The following is a 19,669-nucleotide window of genomic DNA, read 5'->3' on the forward strand; positions in this document are numbered from 1 at the left end:
GTTGTGGTTGTTGAAACTGGCTTTGTGGTTGTAGTGGTTGAAACAGGCTTGGTAGTTGTGCTTGTTGTAGTAGTTGTAGTTGTTGTGGTGGTCTGTGTAGTGGTTGTAGTTACAGGCTCGTGTATGCGCAAGGTCTTCTTGAATTCCTCAGCAGAAGCGTTTGCGTAGCTTGAGCAGGCACTGCTTACTTCAACGTTTACATCAGTTGTTTCAGTAAAGTCGCCGCTTATGATGAATGTATCTGTAATTTCCTCTGATGAAGTGTGGAATGCAGGAGACAGTGTGAGCTCATTGCCTGAATCAAGGGATATTGTGCTGAGATTTACAGTATCGGGGAGCATATACTTGCTGAATTTAAGGTTGATATTTGTTCCGTCAAAGGAGAGGTCTGTTACCTTTGGAGCTTCATTGCTTACAAGTGCGAAGTTTATGCCCTTCTGAACGGGAGGAACCTCTGTCCATTCGCTCTCCACAGGCTCAAAGCCCTTTGCCTTGCATACTATCTTCCATTCGCCCTCGGGAACGTCCCATGCGAAAGCGCCAAATTCATCTGTGAGGAGAGGATTCTGCTGGTCGTAGTCCTTGCCGTCCCATACAACAGCCTTGCCGTCCTCGCCCATGTAGTAAACTGTCATTTCAGCGCCCTCAACAGCGTTTGAAGGAGCTCCCTCGTATACGATGCCCGACGGATCAACCAGGAATCTTATATTGCCAGGACGCGAGAAGTAGCCCTTTGTATAGTCGATATCAAGCTTTGCAGCCTGTAATGCGTTGTATTCTGACTTTGTAACTACAACAACATTAAGAGTACCGGGGACATAGTTCTTATTGCCGTCGAAATAGCCCTTTGCTGTCCATAAGCCTGACTTTTCGTCGTATGTAGCTTCAAGCTTTGCGACCTTGTCAAGCTTTGTGCTTGTGAAGAATACCTTTTCAACAAATGCGCTGTTACTTATCTCAGCTGTGAGATCGAGTGCCTTGCTCGGAACATAATACATTACAGGCGATGTGCACTTTGTGAATACGTCTGTAATATCATTCTCTGCTGCCTTTCCGTTTATGCCAAGCTTTATGCTGCCGACAGCAGGTGCATCCTTTGAGTATAATACCTCGAAGTCAGATGTTACTGTATCGCCGTATTTAGCCTTGAGCACGTACTTTGAGCCGTCTGCGCCATCGGGGAGCTCTACAGCCAGTGAGTATTTGCCTGTCTTTGCGTCAGCAACAGGGCTGCCAATGAGCTTATCGCCTACATATACGCCTATCTCCTTGCCCTTTGGACCTGTACCGCTTACATTTATCTTTAAGCTGTTTGTGGTGCTCGGTGCTGAAAGGCTGAGAACGTCAGCTGTGAATCTTACGGAGTGGATAGGCTCGATTCTCTCGTTCTTGTTCTCCATGAAGCTAAGGTCTGCGTCGATATCGAATGTACCTGCCTGAGCAGCCTTAGCGGAGAAGGTGAGCTTGCCGGATGATGTATTGAAAGGTATTTTTAGTGCCGAAACATCCTCTGCGGATACTGCTCCTGCGTCTGTTTGGAATGTATCAGGCAGTACGATTATACCCTGAGGAACTGTAAGTAAAAGAGTAAAGCTGCTGTCCTCGTTGAAGCGTCCTTCAAGAGCTGAGAAATCAACGGTGAAATTTACAATGCCGTCTACAGCTGCATTCTCTGTATTGATAGTCATTGTTGAAACAGGACGCTCAAGGTATATGAGATTCATATCTTTAAGAGAATAGCACTTTGAAAATGCAGTTCTGTCAAATGTGAAAGCAGTATTTGAATAGTCTACCTCTGAGAGCTTGCGGCAGTTTGAGAATGCGTATGAAGAAGCCTTGAGCTTTGCGGATTTCAGTGTTACCTTTTCCAGAGCTGTGCAGTTTAAGAATGCGCTGGAGCCGATATTTGACAGACCTGAGCCCACAACGGCTGTTTTAAGGTTCTTGCAGTTGCTGAATACATTGCTTGAAAGGTTCTTTACGCTGTCGGGGATTACAATGCTTGTAAGACCTGTATTTTTGAATGCGGAGCTGTCGATCCTTTCCAGAGCTTCGGGCAGCTCAATGGATTTAAGGTTTGAACAGCCCTCAAAGGAATAGCTGTTGATAGTCTTTATAGTATTTGGAAGAACAACTTCCCTGAGCATATTGCTGCCGTTGAAGCACTGAGTAGGAACAGTAGCTGCGCCCTCTGTGAAGATGACCTTTTCCAGCTTGCTTTTTGTGAAAGCATAGCTGCCGCTCTTGAATGTAGAGGGGAGAGTCAGTTCCTTGATGCCTGTGCCTGAGAAAGCGTTGCTGCTTATAGTAGTTATGCCCTCATGGAGAGTTATCTTCTCCAGTGCTGAACAGTTCTGGAAAGCATAGCTGTTTATCTTGGTAACTGTCTTGGGCAGATTTACCTCAGTGAGCTTTTGGCAGTCGTGGAATATCCAGCTTGGTATAGTTGTTGTGCCCTCTGCAAAGGTAGCTTTCTGGATATTGCTGGTGCTTTCAAACGGGTATGTAGCGTCAGTAAGCGTTGAAGGCAGGGTGACCTCTGTAATGGCTGTGCCTGAGAAAGCATAGTTTCCTAAGAATGTGATTCCCTCATGGAAATCGAATTCTTTGAGAGATGAGCAGTTCTTGAATGCATAGCTGCCTATCTTCTCAACAGTTTTCGGGAGGTTTACCTCTGTGAGCTTAGTGCAGTTGTTAAATATAAAGCTTGGTATTTTTACAGTTCCTTCAGCAAAGGTTGCCTTGGTTATCTTGCAGTTGTTGAATGGGTATGTAGCGTCATCCAGTGTCGATGGGAGAGATACCTCTGTGAGAGAGGTGCCCGAGAAAGCATAGTTTCCAAGGAATGTGAGTCCCTCATGGAAATTGAACTCAGTGATAGATGAGCAGTTCTTGAATGCATAGCTGCCTATCTTCTCGACAGTTTTCGGGAGGTTTACCTCTGCCAGCTTGGGGCAGTTGTCAAATATAAAGCTTGGTACTTTTACAGTTCCCTCAGCAAAGGTTGCCTTGGTTATCTTGCAGTTGTTGAATGGGTATGTAGCGTCCTCCAGTGTTGAGGGGAGGGATACCTCTGTGAGAGAGGTGCCCGAGAAAGCGTAGTTTCCTAAGAATGTGAGTCCCTCATGGAAATCGAATTCTTTGAGAGATGAGCAGTTCTTGAATGCATAGCTGCCTATCTTCTCAACAGTTTTCGGGAGGTTTACCTCTGCCAGCTTGGGGCAGTTGTCAAATATAAAGCTTGGTACTTTTACAGTTCCCTCAGCGAATACAGCCTTGGTTATCTGGCAGTTACTGAAAGGGTATGTAGCGTCCTCAAGTGTCGAGGGGAGAGATACCTCTGTAAGACCGGTTCCCGAGAAGGAATAGCTGCCTAAAAATGTCAGACCTTCGTTGAATTTAACACTTTTGAGGGCGCTGCAGCCGTAAAAAGCATTGTTGCTTATTTTTTTCAGACCTGTCGGCATAGTAACAGAAGCTATGTTTGCGTTTCTCTGGAAAGCGTAGCTTTCGATAGCATAGACCTTGTTTCCGTCAAGTTCTTCGGGGATTATCAGTTCAGCGGCAGTACCGGTGTATTTCTTTATAACAGCACCGTTATCGTCTGTGTAGTACTGATAGTCGCCGTTTACGAGAGTTTCGGCAGCACTTGCTTCTATTGCACTTATGGGGAGCTTTATTCCCATATCTGCAAGGGGAGTACAGCATACAGAGCTGATAGCTGCTGCGGCTGTAAGTGAAGCCAGAAATCTTTTAGCATTTTTCTTCATCGTATTTTCCACCGTCCTATATTATTTATGGTTTTGATACCGATATATATTATATAATATTTATCTGAAAAAAGAAATATTGTTTTTATATTTTTGTGTAATGTTTTAAATCTCCACATTAATAATATAGTTTGTTTATGCAGTTTTTTTACTGCGGATATTGCTATTTTCTTAAATGTGTGTTATTATAATGAAAATACTGATTTTAGGGGGGCGTTATCATGAGAATGAACAGAGCTTTATCATTTGCTGCCGCAGCTTCATTGCTTCTGGGCATGAGCGGTGCATTGCCTGTATACGGTGGCATTTCAGCTATCGAAGTTTCAGCAGCAGAGACAGATTCAAGCGGCACCTGCGGAAAAAGTGCGACATGGGCTCTTGACAGCGACGGTACAATGACTATAAGCGGTACGGGAGCCATGTACGGGCTCAGTTCCGGTCATACTCTGCCGTGGGCGGACATGAAAGACAAAATTAAAAAGGTAGTCATCGGAAAGGGCATAACCAATGTGGGAGCTCAGTGCTTCAGCGAATGCAAGAATCTTGTATCTGTTACCTTGTCAGACACGGTCACAAATATCGAGACCTATTCTTTCAACAGCTGTATGGCGCTGAAAGCGATAGATATCCCCGATTCTGTGACAAATATCGGTTCTTCGGCATTTGCCATGTGTAGGTCGCTTGCCGATGTAAAGATACCCTCGTCGGTAAATAATATCGGCTCACTGGCTTTTGGCGGTACGGCATGGCTTAATAACGAGGTCAAAAAGAACGATTACGTAATAGTCAACGATATGCTTATTTTTACGGCAGATATTGAAGAAGCAGTTATTCCCGATACTGTCACGAATATAGTCAGCAATTCGTTCTGGGGACATACTGCACTGAAAAAGCTGACTATCCCCGAAACGGTGACGCAGATAGGATATAATGCCTTTTCGGGCTGTTCCTCACTTGCCTCTGTGACTATCCCTGCGTCGGTCGAGGATATCGGTATGCAGGCATTTACCAACTGCGCCGCTCTTGAAGAGGTCGTTATCCTGAATCCCAATGCTGTTATATTCGACAGAGCCACCACATTCGGCAATAATTACAAGGATTACAGCGGAGTCATCAAGGGCTATGACGGTTCAACGGCTGAGGATTATGCCAAGAAGTACGGCTATACCTTTAAATCGCTGGGAAAGGCGCCTGAGCCTGTTACGTACAAGCTTGGAGATGTGAACAGCGACGGCTATATAAATGCAGTTGACGCTTCCGAGGTGCTGTCATATTATGCTAAGGTCTCAACAAAGCAGGAGGGCGGATTGACTGCTCAGCAGCTAAAAGCCGCAGACACCGACGGAAACGGGCTTATCAACGCAGTGGACGCATCTATAATATTGTCATATTATGCGTATACTTCGACGACAACAGGCGAAGCAATGCCTTTTGAGGAATATGTCCGTTCGTGATGTGAACAGCAGAAAAGCTCCCGTTTCGGGAGCTTTTTCAATCTGTATATTCAGTGTGGTTCTTGCCGTTGCGCTTGCCTTTATAAAGGCGTTTATCGGCTTGGCTTATGACCTTGTCGATGATATCGTCGGGAGTTCCCTCGCAGATACCTATCGTCATTGTTACGGAAAACATAGTATCGTCCTTGGCAAACTGCTGCTGACTTATCAAGGTCACTATCTTATCGGAGAAAAGGCGCCCCTTTTCAAGCTCCTCATCGGGGATAACAAAGAGGAATTCCTCTCCGCCCCACCTTGCGGCACAGCCGCTGTCAGGGAGATTATCCGATATGACCTCGGCTACGGTGGAGAGCACGCAGTCTCCGAAATCATGACCGTAGGTATCATTGACTTGCTTGAAATTGTCGATATCTCCGATACCGAGCACGTAGTTTCTGCCTGTTTCCCTGCTTTTTTCGCATATTTCCGTGAGATTCCTGTGCATTGCGCGGCGGTTGCTGAGCTTTGTCAGGGGATCGACAGAAGCCATAATGCGAAGCTGTTCGTTCTGTACTCTCAGCTTGCATTCGGTATATCGGTTCATGAAGGTATATATAGTCGTAGAATATACCAGTACAAATGAGCCTATAAATATATTTATAAAGTAAAAAACAGAAGCAAATGCAGTATCATCGATGTTATAAACCGTATAATTAGGGCCACGGTAGATATATTTCAGTACTCCATACAGCAGTATCGAGGTGAACATTACCACAAAGGGAGCTTTTTTGTTCTTATTCGGCATAAGAAAGGCTATGGGGATTATCATAAGCAGAAACATACCGAAATCAGGCACCCAGCCAACGCATATCGTTGCAAGGGATGCGTGGATTATTATTTCCGCAAGAGCTGCATATGCGAGGAGAAGCTTGTCTTTTACCTTTTTGACCAGTATGATAGTCAAAGCATAGAATAATACGCTGAAAACATTGAATATTGCCATATTCTTGACGCCTGCATTCAGGAAAAGGAAGAAATACAGTATATGTGCAGCCAGACAAGCTGCAAGTGCAAAGAAATAGGCGATGAATTCTATCCTGCGCGATACCAGATGATCCATTTTTTCAATGAATCCGATGTCTTTTTCATAGTTTTCTTTTGTATACATATGTATATATCCTTTCCTTTGGAAAAAAGGAGGCTGATCGGATGTATTATTCCGTCTGTGTTGATATATGTTTTATATAGGATAACGTTTTTTATCCAGCCTTTTTTCAAATTCCTCCAGCGGAAGCGGTTTGTCAAAGAGATAGCCCTGTGCAAGCTCGCAGTCGTTCTGACGGAGGAGCTCCAGTTGTGCAGGAGTCTCAACGCCCTCTACGATACATTCAAGACCTATTTCCTTTGCCATAGCCATAACGTGCTTGAACATGACGCTTCTGGTGCTGTCCTTTGCCTCGCCGTCCAGCGGCAGGAAAATCCTGTCCACCTTGAGGACGTTCCACGGAACGACTCTGATGAGGTTAAGTGACGAATAGCCCATGCCGAAATCGTCCACAGAGGTGTATATATTCTGCTGGTGAAGTCCGTCAACTACGCGGCGGAGGTCCTTGAACTCCACGTCGGTGGTGGTCTCGGTGAGCTCTATCTCTATGAACTGATGAGGAACATGGTGACTGTCTATGATATCTATGATAGTCTGGAGAAGCTCGGGATTGGTCATATGCCGTCTTGAAAGGTTCACGGATATGCGGACCACATTTTTGCCTGCGTCCAGCCATTGGCGGATATGGCTGCATACCTTGTCCAGCATATAGAAATCCAGCTTGCATATTTCGCTGGTCTCTTCGAGAACGGGGATAAACTCCATAGGCGAAACTATCCTGCCGTCATGGAACCAGCGGCAGAGCGCCTCTGCGCCGCATATCTCGCCTGTGAGGATATTCACCTTTGGCTGATAGAAAACGTGGAATTCTTCGTTTTTCAGAGCCTCCGGGAACATATTCTGTATGCGCCTTGAGCGTTCTCTGTCGGACATGAGCATATCCGAGAAGAATATGATATTGCCCTGAACGCCGTTTCTTGCTATCTGATAGGCGTGCATTATCTTGCCCATGATATCATTGGGGACAGATACCGTATAGCCGTCGGGAATTACGAAAACTCCTGCATAGCTTGAAACACGGGCGGTATTGCCGTTTTCACTGACGACTACTATTGCTTCGTTAAGGTAATCGAGAAGGTCGGGCAGGTCGGTCTGGTCACAAATACAGACAAAGGCATCTCCGCCGAGACGTGAAACGATACCGCTTTCGCCGATAAGCTCCTCTATGTGTCTGTAGTGATTGCGGAGCATCATATCTCCGCCTGTTCTGCCGTATTCCTCGTTTATCAGGGCGAAATGCCTGAGATTATAGTTTATGGCAGCCTTGCCGTCAAAAGCGCCGGGCTGACACTTCCATGCCAGATATTTGAAAAAGCTGCGGATATTGCGGAAGCCCATATCGTCGAAGAATGCAAGCTCCTCGGCAATAACCTGCAAACGGTTGCGGCTTATAAAGGCGAGGGCAGTCCTCATGGTAAGGTCAGCCATGAACAGCTCCTCATTTGAGAGGGGCTCCTCGTCCTCGGCCATATATATGGTCATGGAGGTTATTGCCATAAGTCTTGTTACAAAGCGCACTGTATGTATAGGCTTGCCGTCTTTTCCCGTATCGTAGCTGCACATTTCTTCGCCCTTTCCCAGCTTTTCGTCAGCAGGGCTGCGGTAAAAATGGGTAACAGCCTTTGAAAGTCGGAACATAGCTGCTATTTCGTTCAATATCTTTTCTATCTGTGGGATATCAGGTTCCTGATTTACTATCTGCGTAAGAGAAGCAAGCTGAGTATACAGACGATAAAAGTCAAGCTCACGCTCATTATTCATTATTGCTACCTCCGTTTCTGTCAAATGTAAATGAACTGATATCATTGATCATATCTATTATACAGGTTTTTTTCATTTTTTTCAAGAGATAAAATGTAAATTCTTTAATAGTATACATAAAAACGCTCCCATTTGGGAGCGTTTGTGATATTATTTGTTATTCTAATTCTGAAAGAACAAGCTGCTCGGCGTCCTCCTGAGGCATCGGACGTCCCCAGATATAGCCCTGTATCAGGTCGCAGCCGATCTCCTTGAGGGTTTCGAGCTGTTCCGGCTCTTCAACTCCTTCTGAAATGACATCAAAGCCCATGATATGGCCAAGAGAGATGATAGCCTCTACGTATTTCTTTGCCTTGTCCGAGCTGTTCATCTTGTCGATAAAGGACTTGTCTATCTTGAGCAGATTAGCAGGGAAGTTGATGAGATAGCTCAGTGACGAATAGCCTGTGCCGAAATCGTCGATAGCAAGCTTTATGCCCATAGCTCTTATATCGTTTATGCACTGGAGAGCTTTTTCAGCCGAATCTATCATAATGGATTCGGTTATTTCTATTTCCAGCTGCTCTGCGGGGAGACCGCTTGTTTTGAGAAGCTCCTTCAATTCTTCAAGGAAGTCGTTCTTCATCAGGTGTCTCACAGAGGCGTTGACGCTGAGGATAAGGGGAGTTCCTGTCTTTGCGCGGAGCTCTCCGAAGAATATGGCAGCCTTTCTGAAAACGGCGGAGTCAAGCTTGTCGATAAGACCGACCTTTTCAGCCACGGGGATAAATTCCGCAGGGGACAGTATCTGTCCGTCGGCGTCCTTGATACGCGCCAGAGCCTCAAAGCCGCGGAGCTTATGAGCCATATCGAACTGAGGCTGCAAATGGAAGAACAGGGTGTCGTTTTTCAGGGCGTCTCTTATCTTGCCTTCAATCTCGAGAGTACGCTCGGTCTTGAGCAGGTCGGGCGTAAAATGCAGTATATGGACGCTGCTCCTGCGAGCCTTTATCTCGGACAGTGCGGCATCTGCATAGGAGAACAGCGAATCGGGAGTCTTGGCGTCGGAGGGGTACTCCGCATAGCCGAAGCTTGCTGTTATGAAGAAGTCACAGCCGTCAATGGTAAGGCGGTCTCCGAGAACGGCTTCATAGTGCTTGATAGTCTTCATTATGCCCGTTTTGGAGTGATAACCGCGGATAATGAGCACATATTCGTCGCCGTTCACACGGGCTACGAAGTCGAGAGTGCCCGATGAACCCGTATCGGCAATGTTCTTCCAGCGCTGAGCTATCTCGATAAGGACTTTATTGCCTGATTCATAGCCCATTGTGCTGTTTATGCCCTTAAAGCTGTTGAGGTCGATGTGAACGAGGGCAAATTTCTTGCCTTCCTTTATGAGCTTGTCCAGAAGCTCTGAACAGGCGAATCTGTTGGGAAGTCCCGTAAGTCTGTCCGTTACAGCCTGATCGCGCATTCGCGTCTGGTATTCGTTTACCTTGTTATTTCTGATGTATATGATAATAATTGCGATTATCGTCAGGATATTGCCGAAAACACCAGGGATATTGCTGAGATTGTGATGAACGAATATAGACTGGAAAACAAGAGGGAATTGCAGCAGGAGTATTCCAAGAGCTGTATAGAAGCCTATTTCTCCAAAAAACACCACAAGCAGGATTATACAGATGTTTCCGAGGTTTGAAACAGCACCTGTGACTGCACCGAGCGGTATGGGCTGTCCTGCCAGCATTATCGGTTCAGGGTTGCCGCCTACGGAGAGCATTCGGCAGACTACAAAATCTGCTATATAGAATAGCAGGATAATGACAAAGAGAAACTTGGAGTACTTCTGAGTGAGAGAAAGTCCGTCCAGAGTTTTCTGTATTGTCCGTTTATCTTTTTTATTTTTCATATGAATATTCCCCCCCATTTCTATTGGAAATATTTATGATATATCGAAAAATGTCAAAAACTGAGTTTAATCCAAAGACATACATTAGTATTATACACTATAATAAAATGAAAAGCAATAGATAAATTGTTAAAATCCAAGGTTTTTTATAAAAATTATGATATTTTGGCGAAAAAAACAGGCTGCCGAAGCAGCCTGTATCTCAATTTTATTAACTTTGCTCCTGTTTGGAGCGGTATGCAATGAATTCCTCAAATTCATAGACAGGCATCGGTTTTGCGAAGTAGTAGCCCTGAAACAGGTTGCAGCCCATTTCCTCAAGAGCTTCGTACTGCTCCGCCGTTTCAACGCCCTCTGTAAGTGAGACTATGCCCAGTTCCTTGGTGAGGTTGATGATGTTCTTGACGATAGTCTTAGCCTTTGCCTTGTCGCTGGTCTTGCCGAGGAACTTCATATCTATCTTCAGAACGTCAACAGGCATATCTTTGAGCATATTCAGCGATGAATAGCCGCTGCCGAAGTCGTCCATCTCCACGATGAAGCCCGATTTCCTGAACTCGTCAAGGAGAGCCATTCTGTTTTCGGCGTCGTTCATCATTACTGTCTCGGTTATCTCGATGCGGAGCTTTGAGGGCTCCAGCCTGAATTCCTCCACCAGCTTCTTTATCTCGCCCACAACGTCCACGAAGTAGAAGTCCTTGGGAGAGATATTCACCGATATGAAGAGGTCGCTGTTTGCCTTCTGCCAGCGTGAGAGTATCTCGCAGGTACAGCGCCACATATGCTTGTCTACCTCGACTATCATGCCGTTTTTCTCGAAGATCGGGATAAACGTACCCGGGGACAGGAATCCGCGTTCCGGGTGTATCCACCTTACCAGAGCCTCCGCGCCTACTATCTTGCCTGTTTTGTCGGCAATAGGCTGTAAATACGGGCGGAGCTGTCCTGTATTTATGGCATTGTAGACCTGTGAGGATATCTCCTGATCCCAGAGAAGCTTTTCGCGTATCTCATTGTCATAGTAGGCGATATGAGTCTTGTATTCGTCGCGGATATTTGACAGAGACAGATGAGCTCTGTCGAACATGAGGGAGATATCATTGGTGTCGTTTTTGTCAACGTCGTAAACGCCGAGATGTATCAGCAGATGATAGCCGTATTCCGCAAGTCTGCTCTTTATCGTGAAATGTGCCAGCTTGTCTTCAAGGACATCTGCGGCGAATTCCTCCTTGGGTATGCACACGCCGAAGGTATCGCCTGCAAGTCGTCCGTAGCAGCCGCTTTTAGGTATGTTCTCACGGAGCCAGTCTGCGATATGTATTATAGCATAGTCGCCGAATTTAGTGCCGAAAATATCGTTTACCACCTTGAAATTCTTGACATCGACATATACTATATAGTAATCTGTGTCGGGATTTGCGGACATTGTCTCGAAAATGCGCTGATAGAGGTACTCACGGGTATAAAGTCCCGTCATAAGGTCGTGAGTTGCGTCGTACATCTCACGCTTGAGTCTCTGCTGCTCCTCGGTGATGTCGCGTATTCGCAGGTATGTTCCCGAAAGCTTCTGATTATCCACAGCGCGGCTCTCTTCGAGGGTGTAGTATCTCGCGTCGCTGCCGCTGCCTATGATGCGCTGATTGGAGCTGTCGACGGCAGGTGAACCGAACATTTCCGTCAGCTTGCCCGTTACCTCGTCAAGCTGCTCTGCGCTTAATTCCACCAGCTTGAAGCCCTGTTCGTTTGCCCATATGCAGCTGCCGGAGCTGTCGAAAATGTAAAGATATTCCGACATTTCCGATACTATATCGGACAGCATACGGTCAAGAAGCCTCAGAGGTCGGTAATACAGCGCAAAATAGAATATCAGCAGACCTAAGACGCCAAAGCCTATCATCGAGGTATCTACGGGACGTCTTGACAGTATGTAGAAGGTCTGCCATATGCCCTCTGCTATGATAGAGAGCAGGATTATAAGGTATTTTTCGGAATAGATACGGGGAGTTCGCTTTATGGCAACTATGAATATAAGCAGGACTGCCGCTAATATGCCGTAATCCACGATACGGTGGAAGATAAGTCCTGTATTTGGGATAAAGCGGTAATAAGCCAGATTATCAACCATTATCTTTTCAAGCCTGAATACATGACCGAAAAGGGGGTTCAGCAGTATCTGCACCGCGTCAAAGGCAAGCAGTGCATATATGAACTTAGGCGGCTTCTGACCTTCGCCAACGCCCATACAGTACTTGTTGGTGAAGTTTATCAGCGAGAACATTACCATATCAAATCCGAGAAAGAAGAAATAACAGCCTACCATGGCGATAGTTCGCTGATTTGAGCCGATTATGAGCAGGTTTCCGAGTACGGGTACTATAAACGAGGCTTCAAATAAGGCGACAGCTTTTCCCATGGGCTTTTTGGAACGCCGTGCTATAACGGAGCATATGCCCAGTGCGATTATAAGCACAGCAAATATTATTGAAAATACCGTTCTCACAGCTTCACCGCCTTTCGCTTGGAATCTGATAAAGTATCATTTATTATTGCCTAAAGCTTTGCATATTTTCTTGTTATCATACATAAGATTGTCTGCACGTTCAAAAACGTCCTGTACACGCATATCTAAATCGGGATCGAAGTCTGATATGCCTGCCGCAAGGATGACCATTCCGTTATGCTTGTTTGCTTCGAGGACTTTGTTAAGCTCCTCCATCAGATGTGTACGCTCGTCGTAGTCGCTGCCCTTCATTATAATGGCAAATTCGTCGCCGCCGATACGGAAAACAGGGCTGTGCTTGAAGATATTGCATATAATGGAGCAGGCATTGCGTATAAAGGCGTCGCCTGCGTTATGTCCCTTGGTGTCGTTGACCTCTTTGAGACCGTTGATATCGCATACCACAACGGAAAAAGGCGGCTGAGTGAACTTTGCGATATAGTTGTCAAGCTCTGCTTCAGCCTGAGCATAGGCGCGTTTGTTCTTTACGCCTGTAAGGGAATCCTTGTTTGCCATATCCTGATATGCGAATTCCTTCTGCATAGCATCATCGATATTGGCAACGGCGATGATTATATGGTCGGAATCGTCCTGAGGACGAACAGCATACAGCGAAACATACTGCGGTCTGCCGTCGAGCATAAGTCTGTAGTTTACAGGCACCTTGCCGTAGGTAGAGATGCCCTTCATCAGATTTTCCTTCTGCATGACCGTAGACATCATATGGAGGTCGGGCTCGTAGATATCGCGCTTCATGTTCATCTGCGATTCGGCAAAGAAGTCCTTGCCTGTAGTGCCGACCTTTAGTTTCCTGTAGTTTTCGCTTGCACTGTACTCAGTGTACTCGTTGGTGACGATATTTACGAGATAGATGACCTCATAGCGCTTTGCCAGTGCAAGAGCTATATCGCTGAATGTCTGGCTCTGAGCTTCGCGGCTCTTTTCGGCGTCGATGTTGCGGACGCCCACAACGATATGCTCCTTGTCAGCTTTCTGGATAAAGGCGAGGAGATTAACGTAGTGGTATTCATTGTCAACAAGCTGCTGATAGGTAAGCGAAACAGTTCCTTTTTTGCGGAGAGCCTTTAAAAGAACGTTGCGTTCCAGCTTATTTATGATATTTTCGCGGTCATCAGGGTGGATAACACGCTTCATATCCTCTTTTGCGCGTTCAAAGAAGTCGTTTCCGCTTCTGCCGAAGCCCTGATTTGAAAATGCCTCGCTGGAGCTGTATTCGGTATAGCTGCCTGTTTCGATGTCGATATGGTAGATTATCTCGAAAAGGCTTGCCAGTGATTTAGCTATCTCCGCATAGGCACGGCTGTTCTTTTCGTTCTCGAGTTCCTTGCGCTTTTCGGCGTCGATATCACGGACGCCTATGACAATGCTCCTGTCATCGGAGCGAATGGTCTTCAGGAAGAAATATCGCGGCACACCGTCAATGACGAGGCGGTAGGTCAGCGAAAATGAGCGCCCGTTTTCCAGAGCTTTCAGTACGTTGCTTTTCTTGAAAGTTTCAAGGAAATATTCCTGATCCTCCTTATAAACGAGCTCACGGCAGTTCTGAGGAAGGTCTTCATAGAAGTTCTTTCCGCTGGATACCTGTACCAGCTCCTTATCGTCTCCGCTGGGGGAGTATTCAACATAGCTGTCATCTTCAGCGTTTATAACATAAATACTGCAATAGTCGTTGGCAAGTGCCAGCGCGAGTCTTGCAAAGGATATGGGAGTTTTGTCATGCTTTTTCATACGTTCAGCTCCTTTTAAGCAGGTCATAGGTAAAAATAATTATATAATGATAAAATGCTGTGTTAATGTTATTATCTTTTTGTCTAATTATACCATAGTAATTTATTATTTTCAATACTGAACCACTATATGTTTACATATAATTAACAAATTGAAAGGGAAGCTTTTCTTGCATTTTTTCATAAAATGTGGTATACTATTAATATAGATCACGCAGACAGGGGGCTGAGTATTGATGTTACGGCTAAAAAACAGAATAAAGAGGCTCAGCCGCAGCGAGCTTGTCATCAAGGGAATGTGCCTTTTCACTTTGGCGCTTTATCTGTACTGCGTCCTCAGCATAACTCTTATCGACAGGACGTCGGGAATGCGCCGCCATGTTCTCAGACCTATGTGGGAGCTGAGCACTATGCTGCAAAGCGGAAATTATACCTACTGGTCGGGGCAGATAGGCGGAAATCTCATAATGCTCCTGCCTCTTGGCTTCATGCTGCCAATAATGTCCGAAAAGTTTAGGAATATAAGGGCTGCCGCCGTTGCAGGCTTTGTTTTCTCGCTGTTTATCGAGTTTTCTCAGTATTACACGGGAAGAGGGCTTTTCGAGTCCGACGATATAATCCACAATACTATCGGAGCCTGCATAGGCTGTATCATGTACGTGTTCATATTTGAAAAGCTTTTAGGCAAAGAGTCTGAATTGGACTGAATATCGCATAATTGTCCCGAAAACGGTGTATACGGAGCCGTTTCGGGACTTTTTTGCTGTACTTATGGTTGACAATGTACCAAATAATGTATATAATAAATCTATGTGAGTATCTGCGCCGCGGCACAGATATGTTCTATATAAAGGAGAAAACAGGCATGATAATTACAAAAACACCGTTCCGTATGTCGTTTTTCGGCGGCGGAACTGACATGGAAAGCTTTTTCAACGAAAACGGCGGAGCAGTGCTGTCCACCACATTTGACAAGTACTGCTATGTGAACGTCAGACATCTTCCCCGATTTTTCGACTATACCACGGAGCTTTCCTATTCAAAGACGGAGCGTGTGAAAAATGTTGAAGATATAATGCACCCACTTATCCGCAATGCCATGAAAATGCTGGATATGCACGAGATAAGGCTTACCTACGAGGCTGACCTGCCTGCCCGTTCGGGACTTGGCACAAGCTCCTCATTTGCAGTAGGTCTGCTGAACGCATTCTACGCTCTTAAAGGCAAGTATGCCGATAAGAAGCGACTTGCGGAGGAGGCTATCCACCTTGAAAGAGTCCTCTGCAACGAGGCAGGCGGCTGGCAGGACCAGATAGCGGCTTCCTACGGCGGCTTCAACCGCATTAATTTCAGCGACGACGGCTTTGAGGTGCTTCCTGTTATCATAAGCCCCGAGAGAAAGCGCAGGCTCAACGAGAATCTTATGATGTTCTTTACGGGATTTACCCGTTTTTCCGCAGATGTCCAGCAGGCAAACAAGCTTGACGCCGCTGAAAAGAAGGCTCAGCTCAAGGAAATGTACAGCCTTGTGGACGAGGCGGAGCGCGTACTTACGGATAAAACCACCGACCTTGACGAGTTCGGACGTCTCCTCGACCACACATGGAGACTGAAAAGACAGGTAGGCGCGGCAGTAAGCACCAACAGCATAGACGCTCTCTACCAGAAGGGCATGGACGCAGGAGCTCTCGGCGGAAAGCTCCTCGGAGCAGGCGGCGGCGGATTCCTTGTATTCTACGTTCAGCCCGAAAAGCAGGAAAGCGTAAGACACGCCATGAAGGACCTGATGTACATACCGTTTGAGTTCGAGAACGGCGGTACACAGGTGATACACTATACTCCCGAGATATACGTTCCAAAGGAAGAGGAGTAAGATGAAAACAGTAATTATGGCAGGCGGAAAGGGCACGAGGATATCCTCTGTAGCCTCCGATATACCAAAGCCGATGATAAAGATAGACGGAGTTCCCGTGCTTGAGCGCGAGATATGCTGTCTCAGGGAGCAGGGCTTCACCGACCTGATACTGACCGTATCCCATATGTCCGAGCAGATAATAGGGTATTTCGGCGACGGAAGCAGGCTCGGCGTGAATATCGAGTATTTCGTGGAGGAACAGCCACTTGGCAACGCAGGAGCTCTTTTCAAGCTCCGTGACAAGCTTACCGAGGATTTCCTGCTTCTCAATGCGGACGCGGTTTTCGATATCGACTTCAACCGCTTTGTGGACTATCACAGGAAAAAGGGCGGACTTGTCACGCTCTTTACCCACCCCAACAGTCACCCGTATGACAGCGGTCTGCTCATTGCAGACGGGGACGGAACAGCGCTGAAATGGCTTGCCAAGGAGGACCAGCGTCCTCAGTGGTACAGGAACAGAGTAAACGCAGGACTTCACGTTATATCGCTGAAAGCTCTTGATATGAGCGGCATTGACGCTGATTCCGTAGGTACTGAAAAGGACGGCAAAATTGTCAAGGTCGACCTTGACCGTCAGATATTGAAGCCACTTTGCGGCACAGGAAAAATGTTCTGCTATGACAGTCCCGAGTACGTAAAGGATATGGGAACTCCCGACAGATATGCGGCTGTGTGCGCGGACTTCAAAAACGGCGTGGTTCAGGCGAAAAATCTCCGCAGCAAGCAGAGAGCCATTTTCCTCGACAGGGACGGCACACTGAATAAATATGTGGGATTTCTGCGTAATACAGACGAATTTGAACTGGTAAGCGGTGCGGCGGAGGCTGTGAAGCTCATAAATGCTTCGGGCTGTCTTGCAATAGTTGCCACAAATCAGCCTGTTATCGCAAGAGGCGAGGTCACATTTGATGAACTTGCCGAAATACACAACAAAATGGAGACTCTTCTCGGTCACGAGGGAGCTTATCTTGACGGCATATACTTCTGTCCTCATCACCCCCATAAGGGCTACGAGGGCGAGGTGCCAGAGCTTAAAATCGAATGCGAATGCCGCAAGCCAAAGGCAGGAATGCTTCTCAAAGCCGCCGAGGACTTCAACATCGACCTTTCACAGTCGTGGATGATAGGCGACGGCAAGAACGATATACTCGCAGGCAAGGCGGCAGGGTGCAGGACTGCGCTCATAGGAAACGAAAGCTTCGGGCAGGACATTACCGCAGAAACTCTGACCGAAGCGGTAAAGCTCATATTGAAGCAGTAAGAAAAGGGGAATATTAATGTTAGAGCCGAGGCTTGAAAAACACGTTGATTTTTTGATAGAAAGATATCCTGTGCTTGAAAAGTGCAGGGAGGATATAATAAAGGCTTATCTTGTCATGGAGGAGTGCTATCTCCGCGACGGAAAGCTTATGATAGCAGGAAACGGCGGTTCTGCCGCCGACAGCGAGCATATCGCAGGAGAGCTCATGAAGCGCTTCAAGATAGCCCGTACTGTTCCTGCCGAGTTTGCGGAAAAGCTGAAAAGCGTTGATCCTGTCCGCGGAAAGAACCTTGCTGAGAATCTTGAGCGCGGACTTATGGCGATACCGCTGGTAGCTCACGAAGCTCTGACCACCGCCTATATCAATGATGTAGACGGACTGGGAGTATTTGCACAGCAGCTCTACGGCTTCGGCAGAAAGGGCGACGTTTTCCTCGGTATCTCCACCTCGGGAAACAGCCGTAATGTAATGTCCGCAACAGTAGTTGCAAGGGCTCTCGGCATAAAGGTAATAGGTCTTACGGGAGAAAAGGGCGGCGAGCTTGCAGAGGTAGCTGATGTAGCTGTAAAAGTCCCCTCAGCTGAGACCTATATGATACAGGAACTTCACCTGCCTGTGTATCACTGCTGGTGTCTCATGCTGGAAGATAAGTTCTTCGGCAAGGAATGAGTCATTTGCAGGACTGAGTGCTGCTGACCTCTTTGGCGGCAGGGACAATATCAGGCTGTATAAGAAGCTTTGCTTCGCATATATGGAAAAAACAGCCCGAAAGCAGTGAGCTTTCGGGCTTGTCTCGGCTTTTGACGCTCATATTCCGTAAAAAAGCACGGATTATGAGTGAAATATGGAATCAGATGAAAGGAGCCTGCCATGAGCAGCGTAAAACGCAGAAAGGGAAAGAGCAGGATAGCATTTCCCGAGGATTATTGCGTAGTGGATATCGAAACTACGGGACTTTCGCCCGAGGAGTGCGAGATAATCGAAATAGCGGCAGTTCGCTACAGAAACGGCGAAAAGTCGGCGGTATTCAGTACATTTGTCAAGCCCTGCAATGCAATAAGCGCCTTTATTACCCAGCTTACGGGCATAACCAATGAAATGGTGGCGGAGGCTCCCGATATTTCCGAAGCTATCAAGGCTTTTTACGAGTTTGCAGGGGACGATATGCTCATGGGCTACAATGTCAACTTCGATATCAATTTTCTCTATGACAATCTGCTGAGGTGTCACGGCATTTACCTCGAAAACGACTTTGTGGACGTGCTTCGCTTTGCACGGAAAGTGCTGCCCCTTATGCCCGACCGCAAGCAGACCTCGGTAGCCGCTCATTACGGTATAAACATTACGGGAGCTCACCGCGCGGAAAAGGACTGCGAGATATGCAATGCCTGCTACATACATCTTCGTGACGAGATGCGCAGACAGGAGAAGGAGGACTTGCATGAAGAGACTTGATATGCGTGATAAGGTCTTTAAGTACGCAGCTGAAACCTTTGGCACAGAGCCGGAATACCTATGGAGCAGGCTGCCGGACTGTGCTGTGCTGCGCCGCAGAGACAATGACAAGTGGTTTGCTGTGATTATGGACGTTAAAGCTTCTAAGTTCAGACTATCCGGACAGGGCAAGACAGATATCATAGACATCAAGTGCAGTCCCCTTATGACAGGCTCTCTGCTTGGGATTAAAGGCATTTTTCCTGCCTATCATATGAACAAGGAGAACTGGATAACTGTGCTCCTTGACGGTACTGTTGACGAAAAGCAGATAATGTCACTTCTTGATATGAGCTATGAGCTGGCAGGGCAGAGCGGCAGCGGCAAAAGGCTCCGCACCGAGCCCAAGGACTGGCTTATACCTGCGGCGCCTGCCATGTACGATGTGGAGCAGGACTTCCGCCGCGACGGTACTATAATATGGAAGCAGACCTCAAATATGATAGCTGGCGACACGGTGTATATCTATATGGCTGCACCGATATCGGCAGTAATGTACAGGTGCGAGGCTGTTGAGGTCAATATCCCGTACAATTACGACGACGGAAAGTATCGTATCAAGAAGGCGGTGAAGCTGCGGCTTGTTCACCGCTACAGTGAGGACGATATGCCTCTTGCGAAAATGAAGGATTTCGGCGTTGCAGCCGTCCGCGGAGCAAGGGGAGTACCTAACACTCTTGCCTGCGAACTGAAAAGACTTTGCGGAAAGTGACGTCAGCAGGCT

General features: G+C 46.7%; 13 protein-coding genes. 7 read left to right on the forward strand and 6 right to left on the reverse strand.

Going from position 1 to position 19,669, the window contains the following annotated elements; translation table 11 throughout:
- Nucleotides 1–3,770, reverse strand: a 3,770-nt coding sequence (locus T497_RS16785) for a leucine-rich repeat domain-containing protein (protein ID WP_037325045.1), incomplete at its 3' end; no start/stop codon positions are given.
- A 221-nt stretch (nucleotides 3,771–3,991) separates the two neighbouring features.
- Between T497_RS16785 and T497_RS16790 the strand changes: the two genes are divergently transcribed.
- On the forward strand, nucleotides 3,992–5,224 hold the full coding sequence (locus T497_RS16790; protein ID WP_051530653.1) for a leucine-rich repeat protein: 1,233 nt from the start codon (nucleotides 3,992–3,994) through the stop codon (nucleotides 5,222–5,224).
- Nucleotides 5,225–5,261: 37 nt separating this feature from the next.
- Here T497_RS16790 and T497_RS16795 read toward each other — a convergent pair whose 3' ends face one another.
- From T497_RS16795 to T497_RS0112040, 5 genes are all read right to left on the reverse strand, one after another.
- The gene (locus T497_RS16795; protein WP_051530654.1) at nucleotides 5,262–6,371 is read right to left on the reverse strand and encodes a GGDEF domain-containing protein; all 1,110 of its coding nucleotides are present in this window, start codon (nucleotides 6,369–6,371) and stop codon (nucleotides 5,262–5,264) included.
- Nucleotides 6,372–6,443: 72 nt separating this feature from the next.
- Entirely contained in the window at nucleotides 6,444–8,129 is a 1,686-nt protein-coding gene (locus T497_RS16800; protein WP_051530655.1) for a bifunctional diguanylate cyclase/phosphodiesterase, read from the reverse strand.
- Nucleotides 8,130–8,286: 157 nt separating this feature from the next.
- On the reverse strand, nucleotides 8,287–10,023 hold the full coding sequence (locus tag T497_RS0112030) for a putative bifunctional diguanylate cyclase/phosphodiesterase (protein ID WP_028515821.1): 1,737 nt from the start codon (nucleotides 10,021–10,023) through the stop codon (nucleotides 8,287–8,289).
- Nucleotides 10,024–10,234: 211 nt separating this feature from the next.
- Entirely contained in the window at nucleotides 10,235–12,523 is a 2,289-nt protein-coding gene (locus tag T497_RS17685; protein ID WP_051530656.1) for a putative bifunctional diguanylate cyclase/phosphodiesterase, read from the reverse strand.
- A gap of 36 nt (nucleotides 12,524–12,559) precedes the next feature.
- Complete coding sequence (locus tag T497_RS0112040; protein ID WP_028515822.1) at nucleotides 12,560–14,272, reverse strand: sensor domain-containing diguanylate cyclase; 1,713 nt, start codon at nucleotides 14,270–14,272, stop codon at nucleotides 12,560–12,562.
- A 235-nt stretch (nucleotides 14,273–14,507) separates the two neighbouring features.
- Here T497_RS0112040 and T497_RS17690 point away from each other — a divergent pair, with 235 nt between their 5' ends.
- From T497_RS17690 to T497_RS0112075, 6 genes are all read left to right on the forward strand, one after another.
- Nucleotides 14,508–14,978 carry a VanZ family protein gene (locus T497_RS17690; protein ID WP_051530657.1) on the forward strand — a complete coding sequence of 157 codons (471 nt, stop codon included), beginning with the start codon at nucleotides 14,508–14,510 and terminating at the stop codon, nucleotides 14,976–14,978.
- 158 nt (nucleotides 14,979–15,136) lie between these two features.
- On the forward strand, nucleotides 15,137–16,144 hold the full coding sequence (locus tag T497_RS0112050; protein WP_028515823.1) for a kinase: 1,008 nt from the start codon (nucleotides 15,137–15,139) through the stop codon (nucleotides 16,142–16,144).
- A gap of 1 nt (nucleotide 16,145) precedes the next feature.
- Complete coding sequence (locus T497_RS0112055; protein WP_028515824.1) at nucleotides 16,146–17,450, forward strand: HAD-IIIA family hydrolase; 1,305 nt, start codon at nucleotides 16,146–16,148, stop codon at nucleotides 17,448–17,450.
- 16 nt (nucleotides 17,451–17,466) lie between these two features.
- Nucleotides 17,467–18,120, forward strand: coding sequence for a D-sedoheptulose-7-phosphate isomerase (locus T497_RS0112060; protein ID WP_028515825.1), 654 nt, complete (start codon nucleotides 17,467–17,469; stop codon nucleotides 18,118–18,120).
- 201 nt (nucleotides 18,121–18,321) lie between these two features.
- Entirely contained in the window at nucleotides 18,322–18,906 is a 585-nt protein-coding gene (locus T497_RS16815) for a 3'-5' exonuclease (RefSeq protein WP_051530658.1), read from the forward strand.
- A complete protein-coding gene (locus T497_RS0112075) occupies nucleotides 18,893–19,657 on the forward strand; it encodes an MmcQ/YjbR family DNA-binding protein (protein ID WP_028515826.1) in 765 nt (254 codons plus the stop codon). Before T497_RS16815 ends, T497_RS0112075 begins: the two co-directional genes overlap by 14 nt.
- Nucleotides 19,658–19,669: the final 12 nt, after the last annotated feature.

Source organism: Ruminococcus flavefaciens MA2007 (assembly GCF_000621845.1).
Lineage (GTDB): Bacteria > Bacillota > Clostridia > Oscillospirales > Ruminococcaceae > Ruminococcus > Ruminococcus flavefaciens_E.